This window comes from Isoptericola croceus (assembly GCF_029382255.1).
Taxonomy (GTDB): Bacteria; Actinomycetota; Actinomycetes; order Actinomycetales; family Cellulomonadaceae; genus Isoptericola; species Isoptericola croceus.
On the sequence record NZ_JARLLG010000002.1, the window covers coordinates 19,762 to 41,427 of the forward strand.

18 protein-coding genes are annotated in these 21,666 nt (G+C 73.3%); 8 read left to right on the forward strand and 10 right to left on the reverse strand.

Going from position 1 to position 21,666, the window contains the following annotated elements; all coding sequences use genetic code 11:
* Positions 1–85: 85 nt before the first annotated feature.
* The 4 genes from PZC42_RS06075 to PZC42_RS06090 all read right to left on the reverse strand — a co-directional run bounded on the left by PZC42_RS06075 (position 86) and on the right by PZC42_RS06090 (position 5,845).
* A complete protein-coding gene (locus tag PZC42_RS06075; RefSeq protein WP_277209317.1) occupies positions 86–823 on the reverse strand; it encodes a PspA/IM30 family protein in 738 nt (245 codons plus the stop codon).
* A gap of 88 nt (positions 824–911) precedes the next feature.
* Positions 912–3,095 carry a TPM domain-containing protein gene (locus PZC42_RS06080; RefSeq protein WP_277209318.1) on the reverse strand — a complete coding sequence of 728 codons (2,184 nt, stop codon included), beginning with the start codon at positions 3,093–3,095 and terminating at the stop codon, positions 912–914.
* A gap of 106 nt (positions 3,096–3,201) precedes the next feature.
* Positions 3,202–4,881, reverse strand: coding sequence for a DNA repair helicase XPB (locus tag PZC42_RS06085; protein ID WP_277209319.1), 1,680 nt, complete (start codon positions 4,879–4,881; stop codon positions 3,202–3,204).
* 64 nt (positions 4,882–4,945) lie between these two features.
* Positions 4,946–5,845: a TetR/AcrR family transcriptional regulator gene (locus tag PZC42_RS06090; protein WP_277209320.1), complete on the reverse strand. Its 900-nt coding sequence runs from the start codon at positions 5,843–5,845 to the stop codon at positions 4,946–4,948.
* A gap of 76 nt (positions 5,846–5,921) precedes the next feature.
* Between PZC42_RS06090 and PZC42_RS06095 the strand changes: the two genes are divergently transcribed.
* Positions 5,922–6,911, forward strand: a complete 990-nt coding sequence (locus tag PZC42_RS06095) for an ATP-binding cassette domain-containing protein (protein WP_277209321.1) — start codon at positions 5,922–5,924, stop codon at positions 6,909–6,911.
* A complete protein-coding gene (locus PZC42_RS06100) occupies positions 6,908–7,762 on the forward strand; it encodes an ABC transporter permease (RefSeq protein ID WP_277209322.1) in 855 nt (284 codons plus the stop codon). The genes PZC42_RS06095 and PZC42_RS06100 overlap by 4 nt, the downstream gene beginning before the upstream one ends.
* A 19-nt stretch (positions 7,763–7,781) precedes the next feature.
* Here the strand turns inward: PZC42_RS06100 and PZC42_RS06105 are convergent, their stop codons facing one another.
* Both PZC42_RS06105 and PZC42_RS06110 read right to left on the reverse strand, forming a co-directional pair.
* Positions 7,782–10,133 (reverse strand): helicase-associated domain-containing protein, encoded by a 2,352-nt coding sequence (locus tag PZC42_RS06105; RefSeq protein WP_277209323.1) that lies wholly within the window; start codon positions 10,131–10,133, stop codon positions 7,782–7,784.
* A gap of 36 nt (positions 10,134–10,169) precedes the next feature.
* The gene (locus PZC42_RS06110; RefSeq protein WP_277209324.1) at positions 10,170–11,087 is read right to left on the reverse strand and encodes an NAD-dependent epimerase/dehydratase family protein; all 918 of its coding nucleotides are present in this window, start codon (positions 11,085–11,087) and stop codon (positions 10,170–10,172) included.
* 116 nt (positions 11,088–11,203) lie between these two features.
* Between PZC42_RS06110 and PZC42_RS06115 the strand changes: the two genes are divergently transcribed.
* From PZC42_RS06115 to PZC42_RS06135, 5 genes are all read left to right on the forward strand, one after another.
* Complete coding sequence (locus PZC42_RS06115) at positions 11,204–11,920, forward strand: TetR/AcrR family transcriptional regulator (RefSeq protein ID WP_277209325.1); 717 nt, start codon at positions 11,204–11,206, stop codon at positions 11,918–11,920.
* 161 nt (positions 11,921–12,081) lie between these two features.
* Entirely contained in the window at positions 12,082–13,584 is a 1,503-nt protein-coding gene (locus tag PZC42_RS06120) for a sugar transferase (protein ID WP_277209326.1), read from the forward strand.
* A gap of 113 nt (positions 13,585–13,697) precedes the next feature.
* On the forward strand, positions 13,698–14,081 hold the full coding sequence (locus PZC42_RS06125) for a cold-shock protein (protein ID WP_277209968.1): 384 nt from the start codon (positions 13,698–13,700) through the stop codon (positions 14,079–14,081).
* A gap of 13 nt (positions 14,082–14,094) precedes the next feature.
* On the forward strand, positions 14,095–14,940 hold the full coding sequence (locus PZC42_RS06130; protein WP_277209327.1) for a DUF3027 domain-containing protein: 846 nt from the start codon (positions 14,095–14,097) through the stop codon (positions 14,938–14,940).
* Positions 14,937–18,062 (forward strand): sacsin N-terminal ATP-binding-like domain-containing protein, encoded by a 3,126-nt coding sequence (locus PZC42_RS06135; RefSeq protein ID WP_277209328.1) that lies wholly within the window; start codon positions 14,937–14,939, stop codon positions 18,060–18,062. The genes PZC42_RS06130 and PZC42_RS06135 overlap by 4 nt, the downstream gene beginning before the upstream one ends.
* A gap of 46 nt (positions 18,063–18,108) precedes the next feature.
* Here the strand turns inward: PZC42_RS06135 and PZC42_RS06140 are convergent, their stop codons facing one another.
* From PZC42_RS06140 to PZC42_RS06150, 3 genes are all read right to left on the reverse strand, one after another.
* Complete coding sequence (locus PZC42_RS06140; RefSeq protein WP_277209329.1) at positions 18,109–18,936, reverse strand: hypothetical protein; 828 nt, start codon at positions 18,934–18,936, stop codon at positions 18,109–18,111.
* The gene (locus PZC42_RS06145; RefSeq protein ID WP_277209330.1) at positions 18,924–20,006 is read right to left on the reverse strand and encodes a helix-turn-helix domain-containing protein; all 1,083 of its coding nucleotides are present in this window, start codon (positions 20,004–20,006) and stop codon (positions 18,924–18,926) included. The genes PZC42_RS06140 and PZC42_RS06145 overlap by 13 nt, the downstream gene beginning before the upstream one ends.
* A gap of 85 nt (positions 20,007–20,091) precedes the next feature.
* On the reverse strand, positions 20,092–20,343 hold the full coding sequence (locus tag PZC42_RS06150; protein WP_277209331.1) for a DUF2530 domain-containing protein: 252 nt from the start codon (positions 20,341–20,343) through the stop codon (positions 20,092–20,094).
* Between the two features lie 106 nt (positions 20,344–20,449).
* Between PZC42_RS06150 and tagD the strand changes: the two genes are divergently transcribed.
* The gene (tagD, locus tag PZC42_RS06155) at positions 20,450–20,842 is read left to right on the forward strand and encodes a glycerol-3-phosphate cytidylyltransferase (protein WP_277209332.1); all 393 of its coding nucleotides are present in this window, start codon (positions 20,450–20,452) and stop codon (positions 20,840–20,842) included.
* A gap of 4 nt (positions 20,843–20,846) precedes the next feature.
* Here tagD and PZC42_RS06160 read toward each other — a convergent pair whose 3' ends face one another.
* Complete coding sequence (locus PZC42_RS06160) at positions 20,847–21,632, reverse strand: class I SAM-dependent methyltransferase (protein WP_277209333.1); 786 nt, start codon at positions 21,630–21,632, stop codon at positions 20,847–20,849.
* Between the last annotated feature and the right edge of the window lie 34 nt (positions 21,633–21,666).

The following is a 21,666-nucleotide window of genomic DNA, read 5'->3' on the forward strand; positions in this document are numbered from 1 at the left end:
TAGCGCACCGTCCCGCGAGGTAGCGCAGAGCGGCCCGAGGCAGCGCTCGATCGAACGCTGGCCTCGGGCCGCTCGCGGACCTTCGTCAGGACTCGATCTGGCCCGTCGGTGTGCCCGACTTGAGGGCGGCGAGCCGCGCCTCCAGCTCGACGTCCTGCATCGACCCCTCGAGCTCGGCGAACTGCGACTCCAGCGAGGTCGCCGCGATCTCCGCCTGGCCCATCGCCTGCGCCTCCTCGCGACGGACCGCCTCCTCGAACCGCGAGATCTCGCTGGTCGGGTCCATGACGTTGATCGAGCTGATCGCCCCCTGCACGGCCTGCTGCGCCTGGGCCGACTTCTGCCGGGCCACGAGCTGGTCGCGCTTGGTCTTCAGCTCGCCCAGCCGGTCCTTCATCTGGGAGAGGCCGGTCTTCAGCTTCTCCACCGTGACCCGCTGCTGCTGGATCATCGGCTCCGCGGCCTTGACCTCGCTCTCGGCGTCGAGCTGCTTGCGCAGCGCCACCTTGGCGAGCTGGTCGAACTTGTCGGCGTTCACGGCGTCGCCGGTGCTGCGACGGTCGTCAGCCGTGCGCGAGGCGGCCAGCGCCTTGGCGCCCCACTCCTGCACCGACCGGACGTCCTCGTGATAGTCCTGCTCGGCCAGGCGCAGGTTGCCGATCGTCTGCGCGATCGCCTGCTCGGCCTCCGCGATGTTGTTCGTGTAGTCGCGGATGAGCTGGTCGATCATCTTGGCCGGATCCTCGGCGCGGTCCAGCAGCGCGTTGATGTTGGCCTTCGCGAGCTGGCTCATTCGCCCGAGGATGCTCTGCTTCTGCGTCATGACGTGCCTTCCTGGTCCGTGCTAGCCGGTTGTTGCTGTTGATGACTACGACGACGGCGGTGGCCCGGCGGTTCCCACGATGCTGCGGTCAGAACCGGCCACCGGCACCGCCGCGCCCGCCGCCGCCGAATCCTCCGCCGAATCCTCCGCCGAACCCGCCGCGGGATCCTCCGCGAGAGCCGCCGCCCCCGCCGAACCCGCCCCCGCCGGAACCTCCGCCGAACCCGCCTCCGAAGTGTCCGCGCCCGCGCCGGCGGTTGCGGCTCGACCCGCCCCTCAGGACCGCGTCGAGGACGATCCCCCCGAGGATCATGCCGCCCACGTCCGACGACCGGCGGCTGGGCCCGCCGAACCCACCCTGTCCACCGTGCCGCATGTCCCAGCCGGAGGTGTCGGTCTGTGCCATCTGAGCGGCCTGCTGTGCGAATCGTTCAGCCTGCTGCGCCGCCCTGAGCGCGGCGTGCACGTCGGTCGACTGCAGCGCCCGGGCCTCGGCGGCGAGGCGCTCGGCCTCGGCCAGCCGGGTCCGGGCATCCGGCCCGACGGCGCCGCGACGCGTGGTGACGAAGCTCTGCGTCGCGCGGAGCTGAGACTCGACGCGGCCCAGGACGTCGCGCAGCAGTGCCCTGGCGCGAGCGTCGGACTCGGCCTCCTGACGGGCCGGTGCCAGGGCGGCGTCGAGCGCGGCCTCGGCGGTGGTGAGCCGGGCGAGGGCGGACAGGGGGTCCCCGCCGCCACGGGCACCACGGGCCTGCTCGGCGGCGGACCGCGCCTCGGCGGCAGCCGCCTGCACCGACGGGTCGCCGGGTGCCAGCCGCTCGGCGTCGACGATGTCCTGCGTGATCGACGCGATCCCCTTGTCGAGGTTGGCACCGGCCGAGGCGAGGTCGTCGCCCGCGCTCGCCACCGCGTCCAGCAGTGTCACCGCCTGCCCGAGCGCGTTCTGCGCGGCCCGGGCGTCGGCGACCGCGACGGCCTTCTTGTGCTTCTGGACCGCGACGCGACCGGCCGCGACAGCCTCCCGCGCGTTGGCCACGAGGGCGGCCGCCTGGTCCGGGTTGTCCCGGACGGAGGCCAGCGCCGAGGCCGGGTACGTGGAGGTCAGTCCGGAGAGGGTGCTGCGGGCGACCTCGAGACGTTCCTCGATCTCACCCGCGCGCTGCTCGGCCTCGTCGAGCACCTGAGGTGCCCGCGACTGCAGGCGGCGCAGGTTGTCGAACGACTCGGCCTGTGCGTCCAGGGCCGCGGCAGCGGCCTCGCAGCGCCGCACGACGTCGGCCAGCACGGCGCGCCGGCGTGCAGGGTCCGCCGGAGGCGCCTCCCCGAGCGAGGAGCCGTCGTCGAGCCCCTGGCGGAGCCGGAAGGCCTCGGCGACGTCCGCGCGGGCCTGGTCCAGGGCCGCGGTGAACTCTCGTGTCGCCTCGAGCCCGAACTCGGCCTGTGCGAACCCGAGCTCCTGCTCGGAGGTCTTGATCGCGTCGTCCACGGACACCAGGGAGCTGCCGGCACGCTGGGCCAGCTCGTCGGTGGTGAGGTTGGCGAGCGGGTCGGGGTCAGGCCCGCCGGCTCCGGTGCGCGCTGCCGCCGCAGCGGCACCGCGGCGCGCCAGATCCTGGTCCCGGCGCGAACGGGACCACAGGAAGACGCCGCCGGCGACGACGACGGCGATCCCGCCGACCAGGACCGGGCCGGCGACGGAGAACCCGCCGGAGCCGCCGCCGTCGGACGCCGTGCCGGTGGCGGCGACGCCCCCGGAACCGGTGACCGCCAGCGCGGCGTCGACCGCGGCGACGGTGGCGCCCGCCCAGTCCTCGTTCCGGAGCTCGTCGACCGCGGCGTCGCGGATGGCGTCGAGCTGTTGTTCCGACAGGTCGATGTTGTGGTCCCAGCTCAGCCCGTAGAGGCGGTCCTCGGTGGCGACGGCGAGCAGCAGGTCGCTCGCGCCGAGCTGGGCGTTGGTCGCCGTCGAGTCCGCCCACGACCGCCCGTCGACGCCGCCGAACCGTTCGACGTAGACGACGAACAGCTGGTACGAGGTCTCGTCGGCGAGCTTGTCCAGGGCGTCCTGCACCTCGACGAGCTCGCTGTCGCTGAGCACCTCCGCGGTGTCGGTGACGTGACCGTCGAGGTCGGTCAGCGGAGGCTCCGCGTGCGCTGGGGCGGCGGTCAGGGCGAGCGCCATCGGCAGCGCGGCCATCAGCAGCAGCGTGCGAGGGGCGAGTGCGGCCGCGCGTCGCCACGCGGCCTGGGTAGACGGGATCACAGCCTGCATCGTTCCGCGCGCGGCGTCGGCGCGCAATCCCGACGTGGGTGACGTTTGCCGCGCCGTCGGCCCCCACCCTCTACTGCACGACGTCCAGCTCCTCGGCCCCCACCCTTCACTTCGCTCCGTCCAGCTCCTCGGCGTCGACGATGCGGTAGGCGTAGCCCTGCTCCGCCAGGAAGCGCTGGCGGTGGGCCGCGAAGTCCTGGTCCACGGTGTCCCGGGCGACGACGGCGTAGAAGTGCGCCGTGCGCCCGTCCTGCTTCGGCCGCATCACCCGTCCGAGCCGCTGTGCCTCCTCCTGGCGTGACCCGAACGAGCCCGAGACCTGGATCGCGACCGAGGCCTCCGGCAGGTCGATGGAGAAGTTCGCGACCTTGGACACCACGAGCCGGGAGATCTCGCCGGACCGGAAGGCGCCGAACAGCTTCTGGCGCTCGCGGACCGTCGTCGCGCCCGTGATCAGTGGCGCGTCCAGGTGGTCGGCGAGCTCGGTGAGCTGGTCGATGTACTGGCCGATGACGAGCACCTGGTCGTCCGGGTGCTGCGCGACGAGCCGCTCCACGACGCGGTTCTTGCCCGGTGCGCAGGCCGCGAGCCGGTACTTGTCCTCCGGCTCGGCCGTCGCATAGAGCATCCGCTCGTGCTCCGGCAGGGTGAGGCGCACCTCGACGCAGTCCGCCGGGGCGATGTACCCCTGCGCCTCGATGTCCTTCCACGGTGCGTCGTACCGCTTGGGGCCGATCAGGGAGAACACCTCGTCCTCGCGGCCGTCCTCGCGCACCAGCGTGGCGGTGAGGCCGAGGCGTCGCCTGGCCTGCAGGTCGGCCGTCATGCGGAAGATCGGTGCGGGCAGCAGGTGGACCTCGTCGTACACGACCAGGCCCCAGTCGCGGGCGTCGAGCAGCTCCAGGTGGGTGTACACGCCCTTGCGTCGCGTGGTGAGCACCTGGTACGTCGCGATGGTGACCGGGCGGATCTCCTTGCGTGAGCCGGAGTACTCCCCGATCTCGTCCTCGGTCAGGGAGGTGCGGCGGACCAGCTCGTCACGCCACTGCCGTGCGCTCACCGTGTTGGTCACCAGGATGAGCGTGGTGGTCCCGGACTTCGCCATCGCCCCCGCGCCGACGATCGTCTTGCCGGCACCGCAGGGCAGGACGACGACGCCGGAGCCGCCGTGCCAGAACCCGTCGACCGCCTGCGCCTGGTAGGGCCGCGGCTCCCACGCGGCGGCGTCCTCGCCGGGGTAGACGGGCTTCGTGGTCGGCGACAGCGTGATCGGGTGCTTCTCGCCGTCGACGTACCCGGCGAGGTCCTCGGCCGGCCAGCCGAGCTTGACCAGGGCCTGCTTGAGGTTGCCGCGCTCGGAGGGGTGCACCGCCACGGTCGTGCCGTCGATCCGCTCGCCCACGAGCCCGGCGGTCCGCTTGGACTTGAGCACCTCGGCGAGCACGGCGGCGTCGGTCGACTCCAGGACGAGCCCGTGCGTCGGGTGCGAGGCCAGGGTGAGGCGCCCGTACCGGCCCATCGTCTCGGCGACGTCCATGAGCAGCGAGTGCGGCACGGGGTAGCGCGAGTAGGCGATGAGCGTGTTGACGACCTGCTCGGCGTCGTGCCCGGCGGCGCGCGCGTTCCACAGGCCCAGGTTCGTCAGCCGGTAGGTGTGCACGTGCTCCGGAGCGCGCTCCAGCTCGGCGAACGGTGCGATGGCGCGGCGGGCGTCGCCGGACTGCGGGTGCTCGACCTCCAGCAGGATCGACTTGTCGCTCTGGACGATGAGGGGGCCGTCGGGCATGCGGGTCCTTCCGGTGAGTGGTTCCAGGGTGCCAACGCCGCGCGGTCCGCGCCTGTTCCGGCCCTCAGTGTGACTCGGGCAGCGTGCGGCGTCCGACCTCCCGCTCGAGACCGTCGAGGAAGAGCCGCACGCCGAGGTCGAAGGTCTCGTCCCAGCCACCGTCGAAGGAGTCCTCGTCCAGGGTCGCCAGGACCGGATAGGCGCCCGAGGCCATCGCGTGCTCCATGTAGGGCAGCTGGGTTCCCCAGAACTCGCCCTCGCTGAGTCCGGTCTCGTCGGCGGCCGCCTCGTAGAGCAGCTCCTGGCGCACGCTGCCGACGACGTAGGCGTCGAGCAGCGTGATCACCATGATCTTCTCCTGGTCGCGCAGGGGCAGGTCGGTGAGGCCGGCGACGACGACCTCCAGGGAGCGGACGCTGCTGGGACCGAGGATCGGCCGGGTCCAGTTGACCTGGATCAGCCAGGGGTGGCGCAGGTAGAGCGCGCGGCCCTCCTGGGCCGCCGTCTCCAGGACGCCCCGCCACGACGTGCCGACGGCCGCGCCCTGCGCCGGTGCGGGCTCGCTCACGCGGTCGAGCATGAGGTTGAGCAGCACGTCCTTGGTGGGCACGTACCGGTACAGCGACATCGTGCCGACGTCGAGCTCGCGGGCGATACGGCGCATGGACAGCGCGTCCAGACCTTCGGCGTCGGCGACGGCGACGGCCTGGGCGACGATCTGGTCGAGCGTCAGCCGAGGGCGTGGCCCCTTCGCGGGGGCCTGCCAGCCGTGCCAGAGCAGCTCGAGCGTGTTGCGCAGCATGTCGCGCGCCGCGGTGCGGTTCACGTTTCGGCCGTCGGCCGCGTCGCCACGACCAGCCGCGGCGTCAGCCGCCTCGCGCTCGGCCGCCGACGCCGCGGCGCGGGCAGCGCCGAGGGGAGGCGGTTCGGTGGTGGGCTCCTCGGACAGTCGGGGGTCTCGCATCGCTCCATCCTACTGGCGTACTGAGTACACTGTACGGTAGTGTGCTGCGTGCAGCGTACCCAGTAAGGAGCTCAACATGTCGATCCCCCCGGACGACGGCGCGCCGGCCATCCGTGCCCGCGGCCTGACCAAGCGCTTCAAGAACACCCTCGCTCTCGACGGCGTCGACCTGACCGTCCCGCGCGGGACGGTCCACGGGCTGCTCGGCCCGAACGGTGCCGGCAAGACCACCGCCGTCCGGATCCTCACCACGCTCACCCGGCTGGACGCGGGCACGGCCGAGGTGTCCGGTCACGACGTCCGCACCGCACCGCGGCAGGTCCGCCGCGCCATCGGGCTCACGGGCCAGCAGACGGCGGTCGACGACCTCCTCACCGCGCGCCAGAACCTCACGATGTTCGGCCGGCTGTTCCGGCTCGACAGGGCCACGGCCCGCCGGCGGGCGGACGAGCTCCTCGAGCAGTTCGGCCTGGCGGGCGCCGCGGACCGTGCGCCGAAGAAGTTCTCCGGCGGGATGCGTCGGCGCCTGGACCTCGCGGCGAGCATGATCCTGTCGCCCCAGGTGCTGTTCCTCGACGAGCCGACCACCGGCCTCGACCCGGCCGGCCGGCGCGAGGTCTGGCAGGTGGTGCGCCGGCTCGCCGCCGAGGGCACCACGGTGCTGCTGACCACCCACTACCTGGACGAGGCCGACCAGCTCTGCGACCGGATCTCCGTGATCCACGAGGGCCGCAACTTCGTCGAGGACACCCCCGTCGGGCTCAAGCGCCGCATCGGCGACGAACGGATCGAGGTGACGGCCGCCGACCTCGCGGACCTGACGGAGGTCCAGGCCCTGGTCGCCCGGGCCGCGGGCACGGAACCCGAGGTGGACGACCTCGCCGGGGTGGTCAGCGCTCCGGTGGCCGACGGCGTGCGTGCCCTGACCGTGGTCGCCGCGGACCTGCGGGCGCACGGGATGGACGTCGCCGACATCGGCCTGCGGCGGCCGACGCTCGACGAGGCGTTCCTGCAGCTCACCGGCACACCGGTGGCATCCGACCTGACGGCACGGGAGGTGTCATGACCGAGACGACCACGGCCCCACCGGCCGACGAGGACTCGCTGCCCTACCGGGTGGTCTGGGCAGTCAAGGACTGCTGGACGATCGTCGTGCAAGAGCTCACGCACCTCGCCCGACAGCCCTCCACCTTCGCCTGGCAGCTCGGTATGCCCGTGGTGATGGTGCTGATGTTCGTGTACGTCTTCGGCAGTGCCATGGACGTCACGGGGATGGGCGCCGGCGTCGGGTACATCGACTACGCGATGCCCGGCATGTTCGCGATGACCATGGCGTTCGGCTTCATGAACACGGCGTTCCCGGTCGCGCAGAACAAGGAGAAGGGGTTCATGGACCGGTTCCGGTCCATGCCGATGTCTCCGTCCGCCGTGGTCACGGGGCGAGCGGTCTCCGACCTGCTCCAGGCGGTGGTGGACCTGGCGACGATCGGCGCGATCGCCCTCGTCATCGGGTGGCGTCCCGGCGGCTCGCTGGGGGAGACGCTGGCGGCGTTCGGGTTGCTGCTGTGGCTGCGGTTCGCGCTGATCTTCGTGGGCGTCTACCTCGGGCTCCGGGTGAAGAACACCGAGGCAGCCGGTTCGCTGTTCGCCGTGGCGTTCCCGGTCGGCTTCATCTCGTCGGTGTTCACCCCGCCCGAGCTGATGCCCGGGTGGCTGGGGACGATCGCGGCGTGGAACCCGGTGTCGTCGACCGCCGGCGCCATCCGCGAGCTGTTCCACACCCCGGGGGTCGGGACGGCGGAACCCGTCTACTGGATCGAGGGGCACGCGGTCGGCGCGGCCGTGGTCTTCCCCGCCCTGGTGACGGTCGTCTTCGCGGTGCTCGCCGTGCGGCAGTTCCAGAAGCTCGGGCGCTGAGACCCCGCGGCCGGACGCGTCAGTCGAGGGGCTCGACCGACGCGATGCGGTGCACCGCGACGGTGAGCTCGGCCTCGCGCACCGCGTCGAGCGCCCGCAGACGTCCGCCCTCGAGCCGCAACGGCTTGAGGTCGCGTCGCTGCAGGGCACCGGCAGGGCCGACCATCTCGACCCGCACCGTGCGCCCGTCGCGCAGCGCGTCGTGCAGCAGGGCCACCGCATCGCCCGGCTCCTCGGCCCCGTGCCCGACGGCGGCACCCGCCGCGGGTGGCCCCGCACCGTCCGTGACGTCCACCGGTGCCGGGGCGCCGCCGTCGGGCACGGTGTTCCGCACGGCGCCGTCCGTCGGCGGGTCGGTGCGGGAGCCCGCAAAGCCGGGTGCCGTGCCGCGCAGGTGGGCGACCAGGGCGGTGCGGGCGTCCGCCGAGGCGTCCCGCACCGGAGCCGGCGTGCTGCGCCGTGACCAGGCGGTGCGGTCGAGCCGCACCGTGCGGCGGGCGGTGCCGAGCGGCCGGCCGTCCGGACCCTCCAGGCCGGAGAGCAGGCCGTGCCGGCGCAGCGAGTCGTGCAGCTCGGCCGCCGGGACGGAAGCCGCGAGCACGGTCGGTGCGAGCCGCACGAGCCCCAGCCCGGAGAGCCGGGGATCCTCGGTGAGACCCGCCAGCGCCGTCGGGTCGGCGGCGCGCACGTAGGAGGTCGCCGCACCGACCCGGACCGCCTCGTGCCGGCGCGCAGTGTCCTTGACCAGGTACTCCAGGGGCTGAGGCACGGGGACCGGGGAGCGGCCGGCGAGCTCGGCAAGGAGCTCCGCGCCGCTGCGGCCGTGGTCCAGCGCGCGGGTGACCGAGCCGGTGGAGAACCGCACCGTGGTCGCCGCGCCGCGGGACTCGATGTCGGCGGCCTGGTCGAGCAGCCGGGCGAGCGCGGGCGACGGACGGCCGGGGACGATCCCGGTGAGGTCGCCCTGCAGCAGCACCTCGTCGACCTCCGCGGGCAGCACGTCCCGCAGCGCGGACGCGACGGCCGTGCCGGCGTCGTCCCCAGGTTCGGGTCGTGTCGAGGAACCCAGCACGCTCGCCGCCAGGACGTGGCCGGGGGAGGACAGCGCACCGGCGCCGGTCACCCCGAGCGACGCCGCCTCGCGCAGCAACCCGGCCAGCGCCGCCGCGGGCGGCACGGTCCGGGGTGAACGCCAGCGCAGCACCGTCATGACCTCGTCGGGCCCGAGCGCCGTGCCCGGCTGGGCCGCCAGCACGTCGAGCACCTGGGCGCGCAGCCGAGCCACCCACGGCCGGTGCAGGTCGGGGGACAGCGGGGCGCGCAGGTTGCCCTTCTCGTCGCGCGACCCCACCTGCCACGGGGTGCGGCGCGACGTCGTCCACGCCGTCACGAGCGTCGCCCACCGCTCGGCGTCGTCCGCGTCCTCCCAGAGGTCCGCCCGCACGGTCGGTACGTACGACGCCGGGGCGTCGCCGTCGTCGGCCACCAGCCCGGCGCTCGCGGCGAGCTCGACGACGAACGCCGCGGTGGGCTCGTCGCTCTCGAGCAGCAGGGCGGTACGGCGCAGGTCACGGACGCCGAGGCCGCCTGCCCGCAGCACCGACGGCGGCGCGTCGTCCCAGGCCACCACGAGCCGGGCGACCTGCCGGACGGTCTCCAGCGCGGCCGTCGCGGCCTCGGCGTCGGCGCCGGTCGCCGGCACCTCGCGGCCGTCGGGTCGCGGCGGGTCGAGGTCGGGCGTGCGGTGCGTGCGGCCGCCGCGCAGCGAGAGCCCGACGTCGCGGGGCAGGAGCACGTGGCGGGTGTCGGAGCGCAGCAGCAACCCGGCCTCGACGAGCGCGTCGACGGCGCGGCGCGCAGCGGTGCCGGGCGGCGGGACGACGCCGACGGGCGGGCCCCACGCGAGCGCGTCCAGGATGGGCTGCGCGCCGGAGGGGAGCTCGCCCGTGGCCGGGCGTCCGCCCTCGCGCACCGGACCCAGCCCGGCCGGGTAGGGGCCGAGCACGTCCTCCAGCCCGGGAGTGGGCAGCACCCCGTCACCCTCCTCCCAGACCAGGGCGGCCGCCCGCGCCCCGTCCAGCACCCGCCCGACGGCGGTACCCGCCTCGGGCGCCCCGAGCGCGGCGGCGACCTGCTCGGGGCGGACCGGGGTGCCGCCGTCGGACAGCGCGACCAGCGACTCGAGGACCTGCAGCGTGCCGGCGTCCAGGTGTCCCAGGGCGCGGTCGAGGCTCGTGCGGCTCGCGGCGCGGGTGGCGAGCGATCGCAGCGTGGAGGGGGCGGGGGTGCCGAGGTCGGGCCGGGCGGCGAGCAGAGCGAGGAGCTCGTCGTCGGAGCGGTTGCGCACCCATTCGGAGAAGCTGCCGGCCATCTGCACGATGTTACGCCCGCCCCCTGCACGCGGGAGTCAGGGCTGGGCGGTGGCGCGGCAGGTCTCCTCCCACGGTGTCGGGGTGATCCCGAACCGATCCTGCGCCGCCCGGGAGTCCAGCACGTACGGGGCCTCCCACTGATAGCTGAGCTGGCGCAGCTCGCGCACCAGGGGCGAGAACGCCGAGACGGCGGCCAGCGCAGGGCCGCGCAGCGAGGAGACGGGCACCGGGGGCTTGCCGGCGGCCGCGAGGACGTCGGTCAGGGCCTGGGCCTGGGTGACCGGCGGGTTGCTGGGGACGTGCCAGGTGCGGCCGTGGGCGTCGGGGTCCTCGGCGGCGGCGACGAGCGTCCGCGCGACGTCGCGCACGTCGGTGAAGGTGTGCGGCAGGTCGGTGCGCCCGATCATCCAGGCACGCCGTCCCCGCAGGGCGGCCGGGAGCACGCGCGACACGTGGCCGTTCTGCCCGACGCCGGGGCCGACGTAGTCCGAGCCGCGCACCTCGACGGCGTGCAGGCGGCCGGCGTCGTGGGCGGTCCGGGCGTCGGCCCACATCCGGGCCCGCAGCCGGCCCTTGTGGTCGGTCGCGGCGTCGGGGAGGTCCTCGGTCATCGGGCCGTCGACGGGGCCGTACGGGTAGAGGTTCCCGGTGATGGCGTAGACGGCGCCGGTGCGTGCGGCGGTGGTCAGGAACGACGCGGCGAGCGGTGGCCACATCGTGTCCCAGCGGGTGTAGTCGGCCGGGTTGGCGCAGTTGTACAGGACGGCCGCGTGCTCGGCGGCGCGGCTCAGGGCGTCCGGGTCGGTGGCGTCGAGCGTCAGGTGCTCCACGCCGTCGATCCCGGTGCTGCGCCCGGAGCGGGTGGCGACCGCGACGTGCGAGCCGCGGCCGGCGAGCAGGGCGGCGACGTGCCGCCCGACGGGGCCGGCGCCGACGACGAGATGACGGTCCATGATCAGTGCTCCTTGTTGTGAACAGTGCTCTCGCTCCGCAGTATGACGCAGGCGGACCCGCAGGACAAGAGCGCTGCTCTCGAAGATGAGCACCGATCCGTGCAACGATGCGTGACGTGACCAGCACGCCACGCACCGCCCGGGCGCTCGCCCGCGAGACCATCACCCGCGACATCCTCGCGGCCGCCCGCGCCCGCCTCGCGGCCGACGGACCCGCAGCCCTGTCGCTGCGCGCCGTCGCCCGCGACGTCGGCATGGTGTCCTCCGCCGTCTACCGCTACGTCGAGAACCGGGACGCGCTGCTGACGGCGCTCATCGTGGAGTGCTACGACGAGCTCGGTGCCGCGGTCGAGGACGCCGAGGCGACGGTCCCGGACCGGGACGACGTCACGACGCGCTGGCTCGCCGCCTGCCGCGCCGTCCGGGAGTGGTCCGTGGCCCACCCCGGGGAGTTCGGCCTGCTCTACGGCACCCCGGTGCCCGGGTACGCGGCGCCGCGGGACACCGTCGACCCGGCGACGCGCCTCGTCCTGGTGCTCGTGCGGGTCGTGGCCGACGCCCACGCGAAGGGCGCCGTCCCACCGCTGGGCCCGACGGCGGAAGGCGGCCTTGCGACGCTCGTGGCGGGCGCGCGGGACTTCGTCGCGGCGCGCGGGCTGATCGACGACGCCCCGCCGGAGCTGGTGGTGCGCACCCTCATGGCCTGGACGACCGTCCTGGGCACGGTGTCGTTCGAGATGTTCGGGCACCTGGCCGGGTCGGTCGACGACACCGCGGCATGGTTCGACGTCGTCGCGCTGCGTCTCGCCGCCGACCTGGGGATCGGCCTCTGATCAGCGATTCTCACCCGGGTGAAAAGGGGGGTTGACCGGGGAAAACGCTCCCTGAATCCGGCGGGTGAAAGAGGGGGTGAAAGCAATGCAGAAACACACATCGAACCGTTCTCCCGCTCCTAGAGTCGTGACATCAGAGGTCACCTCGAGGAGTCGGCATCGTGTCCTTCACCGGAGTCCAGCAGCGCACGCGCAGGGCGCTCGCCGCTGTGCGCGCTGCCCGGCTGCGGGAGGTGCGTGCGACGTTCCGGGCCGGGAGCTGGCAAGCCGCCTACCGCCGCCGGCTGATGGTGACCGACGGCGCGCTGGTCGCGCTGGCGACGTTCCTGGCGGTCATGGTCAACAACCTCGGCGGGGTCTGGCCACCGGCGCACGCCATCCGGGCGGACCAGATGGTGTTCGTGGTGGTCGTCGCGGCGGTCTGGCCCGTGTCGATCGCCCTGAGCCGCGGGTACGACGTCCGCGTCTTCGCGTCCGGCCCGCGAGAGTTCGAGCGGGTGTTCAACGCGACGCTGCGGCTCTTCGCGCTGCTCGCGCTGGGGGCGTTCCTGCTCTCCTGGCCGGGCCTGCGCTCCTACCTCGTGGTGGCCTTCCCGGTCGGGCTGGTGCTCCTGCTCGTGGGCCGCTGGCAGTGGCGCGGCTGGCTGCAGCGACGCCGCGCGCGCGGCGAGTCGACGACGGCGGTGCTCGCCGTCGGTCTGCGCGCTCAGACCGAGCGGCTCGTCCGGGAGCTCAACGAGCGCCCGTCGGGCTATCGGGTGGTCGGGGTGTGCTCCCCTCCCGCCGAGGCCCGGCCGGGGGAGGAGGTGCTCGGTGTGCCGGTGCTGGGCGACCTCGACGGGGCGGCGACGATCGCCGCCCAGGTCGGCGCCGACTGCGTGGCCGTGGCCGGCTCCGACCGGATGACCGCCGAGGCGGTGCGCCGCCTCGGCTGGGAGCTCGAACCGGTCGGCGTGGACCTCATGCTCATGGCGGAGCTGGCCGACGTGGCCGGCCCGCGCATCACGGTGACGCCCGAGCAGTCGGTCTCGCTGCTGCACGTCGACGCTCCGCGGTTCGTGGGGCCCAAGTACGTGGCCAAGACCCTCATGGACTGGACCGGCGCGGCCCTGATCACTGCCGTGGTGCTCCCTGTGCTGGTGGTGGTGGCACTGGTGGTGGCGGTGACGAGCGCGGGGCCGGTGTTCTACAGCCAGGACCGGGTCGGACGGGGCGGGCATACCTTCCGGATGCTGAAGTTCCGCACGATGCGGGTGGGCGCGGATCGTGAGGACGCTGTGCTGCACGCCGACCACGACGGTGCGGGGGTGCTCTTCAAGCGCCGGGACGACCCCCGCGTGACCCGCGCCGGCCGTGTGCTGCGACGCTATTCGCTGGACGAGCTCCCTCAGCTCTTCAACGTGCTGGCCGGGCAGATGTCGTTGGTGGGACCTCGGCCTCCCCTGCCTCAGGAGGTCACGCGCTACGAGGCGCGGATGCGCCGTCGGCTCCTCGTCAAGCCGGGGATCACCGGCCTGTGGCAGGTGGGTGGTCGTTCCGACCTCTCGTGGGAGGAGGCGGTCCGGCTGGACGTCTACTACGCGGAGAACTGGACGCCGTTCGGCGACCTGCTGATCCTGGCCCGCACCGCCAAGGTCGTGCTCGGTGCCCAGGGCGCCTACTGAGCCTGCCGTGAGCACCTGGGACGGAGAGCCGCCGAACTTCCCGGTACCCTGGGACACTGCCTCGGCCCACTGGCCGGGCAGCTGTGAAGAACGACGAGTACGAAGAGGTCCAGGTGCCTACCGGCAAGGTCAAGTGGTACGACGCGGAGCGCGGGTTCGGGTTCATCGCCAACGACGACGGCGGTGAAGTCTTCCTGCATGCCTCCGCGCTGCCCGAGGACGTCCAGAGCCCCAAGCCGGGCGCGCGGGTCGACTTCGGGGTGGCGGACGGTCGACGCGGCCCGTCGGCCCTCTCGGTGACGCTGCTCGACCCTCAGCCGTCGGTGGTCAAGGCCAAGCGCCGGCCGCCGTCGGAGCTGGCAGGCATCGTGGAGGACCTCATCCGGGTGCTCGACCGCACGGGCGACCAGCTCAAGCGTGGCAAGTACCCGGACGGCGAGGCCGGCAAGCGCGTCGCCACGATGCTCCGTGCCGTCGCCGACAACCTCGATTCCTGAGAGCGAGACGATCATGGCAACCGCCGACGCGCCCGCGAGGGCACGCCGCGTGAGCTCGCGCGCCCGGAACGACGCCGTCCTGCTGGGCGCCGTCGAGCTGGCGCGCGCCGCGGCGCTGGACGTCGCCTCGTCGCCGGCCGACGTCGGCGAGCACCTCGGCGCGCTCGCCGAGGGTGAGCGGCTCATGTCGCACCGGTTCGCGGCTGGCATGAAGGGCTATCACGGCTGGTACTGGACGGTGACGCTGGCCCGGGTGCCGCGCGGCCGGACGGCGACGGTGTGCGAGGTCGAGCTGCTGCCGGGCGACGACGCGATCCTCTCCCCGCAGTGGGTGCCGTGGTCCGAGCGGTTGCGCCCGGGCGACGTCAGGCCCGGCGACACCCTGCCTTTCCGTGCCGACGACCCGCGCCTGGAGCCGGGCTGGACGCCGACCGGCGACGAGGAGCTCGACGCGGTCGCGATCGACGAGCTCGCCCTGGCCCGGCAGCGGGTGCTGTCCCCGCAGGGCCGCGACGAGGCGGCGGACCGGTGGTACCGCGGCTCGCGCGGCCCGACGGCTCCGGGAGCGGTCGCGTCGGCGTCGGAGTGCACCGCGTGTGGGTTCCTCGTGCCGCTGCAGGGTCCGTTGGGTCAGCTGTTCGGGGTGTGCGCGAACGAGTGGTCGCCGGACGACGGCAAGGTCGTCTCGCTGGACCACGGTTGCGGGGCGCACTCCGAGACGGACGTGGCCCAGCGCCGGAGCGACTGGCCGGCGCCCGCTCCGCTGATCGACGAGTCGTCGATCGAGCGGGTCGTGGTCCCGGGTACGGACGCGTCGTCCGCTCGTGAGCCCGACGAGGAAGGTACCGGGATCGCGTGACGGAAGACGTCTTCGGGACCGCCGCGCTGCGGCACGCGGTCGCGGAGGCGTGGCTCGGGTCCGCCACCCGCTTCCGTGAGGACGCGAACGCCGAGGAGGACCACGCCCGCGGCCACTACCGCGACCGCGTCGTCGTCGAGCTGCTGCAGAACGCGGCCGACGCCGCGGCCCGGGCCGGGGTGCCCGGCCACGTCCTCGTCCGCCTCGAGCCGGTGTCCCCCGTCGGGGTGACCGGCGGCCTGCCTGCGGGCACGCACCGGCTGGTCGTCGCGAACACGGGATCCCCGCTCGACGCGGACGGTGTCGCGTCGCTCGCCTCGTTGCGGGCCTCGGCGAAGTCCGGTGCCGGCCAGGTGGGGCGTTTCGGCGTGGGCTTCGCCGCGGTGCGTTCGGTGTCCGACAACGTCACGGTGCGTTCTCGCTGGGGCGGCGTGCGTTTCGCGCTGGCCGCGACGCGAGACCTCCTGGGTGAGCTGGGGGCTTCCGGGCGCTCGGGCGCCGAGCGGCTCGCCGCGGAGGTGGCCGGCCGGGGCGTGGACCTGCCGGTGCTGCGCCTGCCGTTCGAGGCGCCGGCGCTGCCGGCCGACACCGAGCACGACACGGTGGTAGAGGTCGTGCTGCGGGACGGCCCAGCGCTCGCCTCGGTGCGCTCCCAGCTCGCCGACCTGGACGACGTCCTCCTGCTCGCCTTCCCCGCCCTCACCTCCGTCACTGTTGTGGGCGCGGAATCTGGGGCCGAGGATGCGGACAAGAGGCGCATATCGGGCCAAGAATCGAGCCCACAGCGGAGTGCGGTGGGTCGGTTCGACGAGGTTGACGTCGCGGAGCTGCCGCGTGAGCACCGACGGCTCGACTGGTCGCTCACCTGGGCGCTGGTGCCCGACGGCGGCGCACCGGACGCCGCCCGGCGTCGCGTCCTGCACGCTCCCACCCCCACGGACGTCGGTCTCGACCTCCCGGCGGTGCTGCTCGCCACGTTCCCGGTCGATGCGGGCCGTCGCGGCGTGCTGCCCGGCCGGGCGACCGATCGGCTCACGGCCGCCGCGGGCCGGGAGTACGCCGCGCTGCTCGGCGACCTCGCCCGCGGGCGGGGCGCTGGCGACGGACCGGCCGAAGAACCTGCCGCGCGCGACGAGCCGGGTGGCGGGGCCACCGGGGGCGTCGATGTGCTCGGCCTCGTCCCGACCGGGATGCCCGCCTCCGACGTGGACGCCGCGATCCGCGAGTCGGCCCTCGACGCCCTGCGCACCACGCCGGTCCTGGACGGCAGGGTCGCCCCGGCGGACGCCCTGGTCGTCGCCGGCGCGCCCGGCGAGGACGCCGAGCTCGTCGCGGCACTGGCGTCCGTCCTGCCCGGCCTCGTCGTGGTCCCGTCCCGGCACCAGGCCGTGGTGCGGTCCCTGGGAGCCACGGTCGCGTCGCTCGCCGACCTCGTCGACGACCTGCCGGCGGGCCTGCCCGCCGCCCGGTGGCACTCCCTGCTCACCGCGCTCGAGCCGCACGCCGCCGAGCCGGGGGTGCTCGAGTCCCTCGCCGGTGCCCGCATCCCGCTCGCCGACGGGAGGGTCGCCGGCGTCCGCGGCGCCGTCGTCCTGCCCGAGTCTGCGGACGACGGCGACGAGGCCTCGCTCGCCGTGACGGCCCGGGCGCTGGGGCTGCGGGTGGTGCACCCGGACGCCGCGCACCCGTTGCTGCTGCGTGCCGGCGCCGTGGCCACCGACCCGCGGCGGCTGCTCCAGGACCCCGAGGTGCGGGACGTCTCGCTCGCCGCGGCCGAGGCCGTCCTGGAGGGAGAGAGCGACGACGGCGCCCTCGAGCTGGTGAGCCATGCGCTGGCCCTCGTGCGTCTGGCCGGCGGCACCGACGTGCCGTTCTGGACGGGCGAGCTCCCGGTGCCCACCGTCGACGGCGAGACGGTGGCGCTGCGCGAGGCGGTGCTGCCGGGGACCTGGGCCGCCGAGCTTCTCACGGGCCTGGTGCCCATCGCGCCCGAGTTCGTCGCCCGGTACAGCGCGCCGGTCCTGGCCGCAGCAGGTGCGCGCACCGAGCCCGCCGTCTACACGGTGCCGGACGTCGTCACGCCGGAGGCGGACGGTTCGGACGACGTGGACCCGGATGACGGCGAGCACGGCCCGGACGACCCCGCCGGCTGGCTCGCGGGCTGGTCGGACTACCTGCGGATGCTGGCCGCGCGGTTCGGGGCGGGGGTGGCCGTCGGCGATCTGGCCGCCGTCGCCGACCTCGACGCGGTCGGTGACGAGGCCTGGCCGAGCGTCCTGTCGCGGCTCTCGTCCGACCCGGACGCCCGCCACGCCCTGCTCGCCCCGGTGCGCAACGGTCGCGCCGCCGCGCCGTCCTACACCGCCTGGTGGCTGCGCGAGCGCTTCGGTGCCCCCTTCGCGCTGCACGACGGCGTCCCGCTGCTGCCGGTGGCGCCGCGCGACCTCGCCGGGCTCGACGTCGCGACACGGCGTGCACTCGGCGGGGTCGACGCGCTCACCGACCTCGACGCCGCCGACTGGCCGGCCGCGCTCGACCGGCTACCAGCGGTGGGGGCCAGCCTGCCGCTGCGCGACGCCCTCGTGGTGTGGCGAGGCCTGGCACGGCTCTCGGCACGGTTGGACCCGTCCGACCGCTCGTCGGCCCTGGATCCGCTGCCCGACCGCCTGCCCGCGCTCGACGCCAGCGACGTCGTCGTCCAGCGGGCGGACGACGTCGAGGTCGCCGGGACCGCACGCTGGGCCGCGCTGGGGGCGGTGCTGCCGGCGCCGGCCGCGGACGCCGAGGCTCTGGCCGACCTGCTCGACCTGCCGCTGGCCGGCGAGGGCGGGCTGCCCGCGCCGGACATGCCGGGCACCGAGCGCGAGCTGGACCCGCGGCTGACCGTGCTCGACCACCGGATGCCCGCCTCCTGGTTCGAGCACGAGCGCCTCTCCGTGGCCGGGCGCCCCGTGCCGTGGTGGGTCGACGCGACCGGCCGGGTGCACGCGACGTCGGCCGCCGGGCTGGCCGCGGGCCTCGCCGACGTGCTCGGTCGGCCGGACCGCACCGTGCTGCTGGCCGCCGTGCTCGCGGACCCGGAGCGGGCCGTGGCGCTCTGGGCGACGACCGCCTGGGGGTAAGTCGGTGCGGGTGCCGTGATGAGGCCTGTGGCCATCACACTGCAGATCACACGGCGCGGAGCAGCTCCTGGACGAGCGCGGCGAAGGCTGGGCCGACGGTCGGATCGCCGGGGACTGCGGCGGAAGCGAGCTGCGCCACTCTTCCCTGCGGCGTCTGCCCGTGTTCACGAAGGATGACGAGGGCGTCGGCGGTCGCGGAGGCGGCGTGCTCGTCCTCCCTGTGCTTCTCGAAGCCGCTGACGAAGTCTGAGACTTCGACGGCCTGGAGCAGCCGGAATGTGTCGAGCGCGTCCTTTTCCTTGAGGCGGTCGGGCTGCCGGTCGGCCTGCTCGAGCCGCTCTCCGATCTTGATCGCCTTCGCCGTCAACAACGCTGCTGGCCCAGCGATCCGCAGGGTGCATCGCCTGTCGTCGCCAGGTTCGAGTGAGGTGATGTCGACCACCGCGTGGTCGAGCAACGCAGGTTCGAGGCCGTGGGCGATCCGGGCGGTGAGCTTTTCGTGCGGCGAGATCCGGGCCGCACGTGCGGAAGCCTTGGTCGTACCTGACTGGTGGGGAACGACCATCAGGTCGACGGCTACGTCGTTGCTCGCCACCCAGTGGCCAGGGTTGGGGCCGGGAGTGAATCCGGCTGCCCGCATCATTGCGCCGATCTCCGGCGCTTCAGCGAGGCCGTGGGTGTTGACGGCCAGGTCGGCGTCAGTCGTCATGAGAGGAACGTTCAGGTCGGCCGAGCCGGTGTGGAGGTAGACGGCTTGGGCACCCACCAGCACGAGGCTGTCGAGGTGGTCTTCGAGGGCGGTGAGCGCGTCGAGGAGTACTGTGCGCGCGGCGACGTACTCCGGTGCAAGTTCGTTCACGATCACGTCTTCCATGCGTCGTCGGTGATTGCCAGGGCGTCCATGAGCTGCTCGGCCTCGGCGTCGGACCGACCCGGCAGGGTGAGCAGGTCGGCGACGACGAGCGGAAGTGGCGCATTGCTCGGGCCGCCGTCGTCCGAAGGCCTCAAGATCTCGGGGTCCAGCGGTTGCGCGATATGAACGTTCGCGATGGACGGCTCTGCCTGAATCAGCTGGAGCTCGCCGGCCAGTTCCCGTGGACGCGTGGCATAGAGTGCCAGCAGCCGCAACGGAACCACGGATGTCGACGACTCGGGCAGCAGGCGCCGCGCGGCGGCCGATCCTGTGAGGGCCACGCCCGTCTTCCCGTCCAGTCGAGCGAGGGTCCGCTCCAGACCTCTCGGGGCGATGAAGTGACCGACCGACGGATTGGCCCTCGTGAAGGAGTAGTCGGCGACCCAGCGTCTCAACAGCGCCCGTCGTCTGACCGCGACAACCTTGCCGCCGTCTTGGCGATCAACGATTCCCTCCGAGGTGAGTGTGGCCAGGAGCTTGGAGACGGAGCCCGCCGAGACGTCCGCGAGACCCGCGAGGGCACGGACTCCCACGGGAAGGTGCGCGGTCGCAAGAGCCCGGACGATGCGGCTCGAAGCGAGCCCGTTGAGGCGGGTGACAGCAGTCGTTCGGGGTGCTCGCGGTGTGCGGGCAGCACCTTGACCGGTGAGGAGGACCAAAGGGTCGTCGGAGATTACCCGGACCCAGCCGGTGGCGTCGGCAAAACTGAGACCTTGGGAGGTCAACGCGTCACGTGTTGTCGGCCCGATGTAGTCCGAGACGTAGAGCACCTGCATGCCCGTCGTTCGTTGCGTCTCGCGGAGTGCTGCGAGGAGCAGCGGTGTGGGCGTGGCCCCGGAGCGTCTGAACTCGACGATGAACGGGATCGTGGCCTTGTTCGGCCCGATCAGCTTGACCTTGGCGCCGGTGCGTAGGCGGTCAGCCTGCCTGCCAGGCCCTTGGTGGAGGCGCCAGGAGGTAGGTAGCAGTGCAGCGACGCGCCCCAGGGCGTCGCTGACCACTTGCGTTTCTTGAAACCCGGCGTTTCTCATGACGAGAAACAGCCTAGTTTGCGAAACGGTGGTCTGCAACGCCCACGCTGCTCCTCGATGCCCGACTTTCGGGAGATTGAGGCGTTCAGTCCGCGGGGTCGTCGCGGTGGCGGCGCGCCCAGAGCAGACCGAGGCCGCCGAGGGTGATCCCGGCCAGGCAGACCCCGACGGCGCCCCCGGTCGGCTGACCGGCCAGGGCGAGCACGCTCGTGGCGACCAGTGCCACCGACCAGACGATGATGCCCAGCAGGATGACGCGCCGCAGGTCGACGCGCTCCGGCGGCGGCGAGGGGCGTCGGCGCTCCGGATGGAGCAGCAGGGACATCACGGTGGGCACCTCGCGATCGTACGTCGGCCCGGCGACGCCGGCGCGGTGCCCCGCGGCGTAGGATGAACGACTGGCGAGCGCAGTGCTGCGTGACGGTTACGACGAGGGACGAGGAATGAAGCGAGTCATCACGTACGGCACCTACGACCTGCTGCACTACGGTCACATCGAGCTGCTCCGCAGGGCACGTGCACTGGGCGACTACCTGATCGTGGCGTTGTCCACCGACGAGTTCAACGCAGGCAAGGGCAAGAAGTCCTACTTCTCGTTCGAGGAACGGCGCCGCATGCTGGAGGCGATCCGGCACGTGGACCTCGTCATCCCGGAGAACACGTGGGAGCAGAAGTCCGAGGACATCAAGCTCTACCACGTCGACACCTTCGTCATCGGTGACGACTGGGCGGGCAAGTTCGACGAGCTCAAGAAGCACTGCGAGGTCGTCTACCTCGAGCGGACGCCCGAGATCTCCACGACGCAGATCAAGGCTGGGCTGGCCTCGAAGGCCTGACTCGTCAGCCGAAGGCCAGCACCTCCGTGTTGAGGCCCAGTTTTTGCGCCCGCCGCAACCGTGGCTGCTCTGCCAACCAGTGCTCCACCATGTCGCGCTCGTCGGCGCGTGAGACGTCGTCGACGACGACGACGGCACCGTCGGCCAGGGAGTCCGCAAAGGTGGGCATCGCGGGGTAGCGGGCGAGCGGCCCGGTCGTTCCGGGTGGTCCGTCTACCAGCAGTAGGTCGATCCCGTCGAGCCCGGTGGTGTCGACGCCGTACCAGGTGTACTCGCCGCGCTCCGTCGTGGTCGGCACCAGCGGGGCGTGACGGAGGTCGACGACGTCGGCGACGTCGTGCGCCTCGAGCTGTGCGCGGGTGGCGGCCAGGTACTCCTCGGAGTGCTCCAGGGTGACCAGGTGCCCGCCGCTCTCCTGTACCGCGCGGGCGAGCCACACGGTGGACGTCCCCGACCCGCACTCCACCACGAGCCCGGCCTGCTTTCGCGCCACATGGTCGACCATCCACAGCAGGCTGCCGGGGTCCATGGCCCAGCCGCCGACGTCGGGCAGCGGTGCGCGTGGTGGGAAGCGCGTGAGCAGCTGCTGGACTGCCTGGACGTGCGCGGGGATCGCGCGCGTCTGCCGGGTCAGGAACGAGAGTGTCCGCTGCAGATGTTTCGTGCGCTTGTGCATATCGGTCACGACCTCGGTGAGGTCCGCCATCTCGGCGCGCAGCGCCGCGACATCACCCGACAACGGCGGTTCCTCCGCGGCCAGTGAGGCGTGCGTCTCGTTCTGGTCAGCCATCGGACCTCCTTGTCGGGATGAATCTACCCAAACG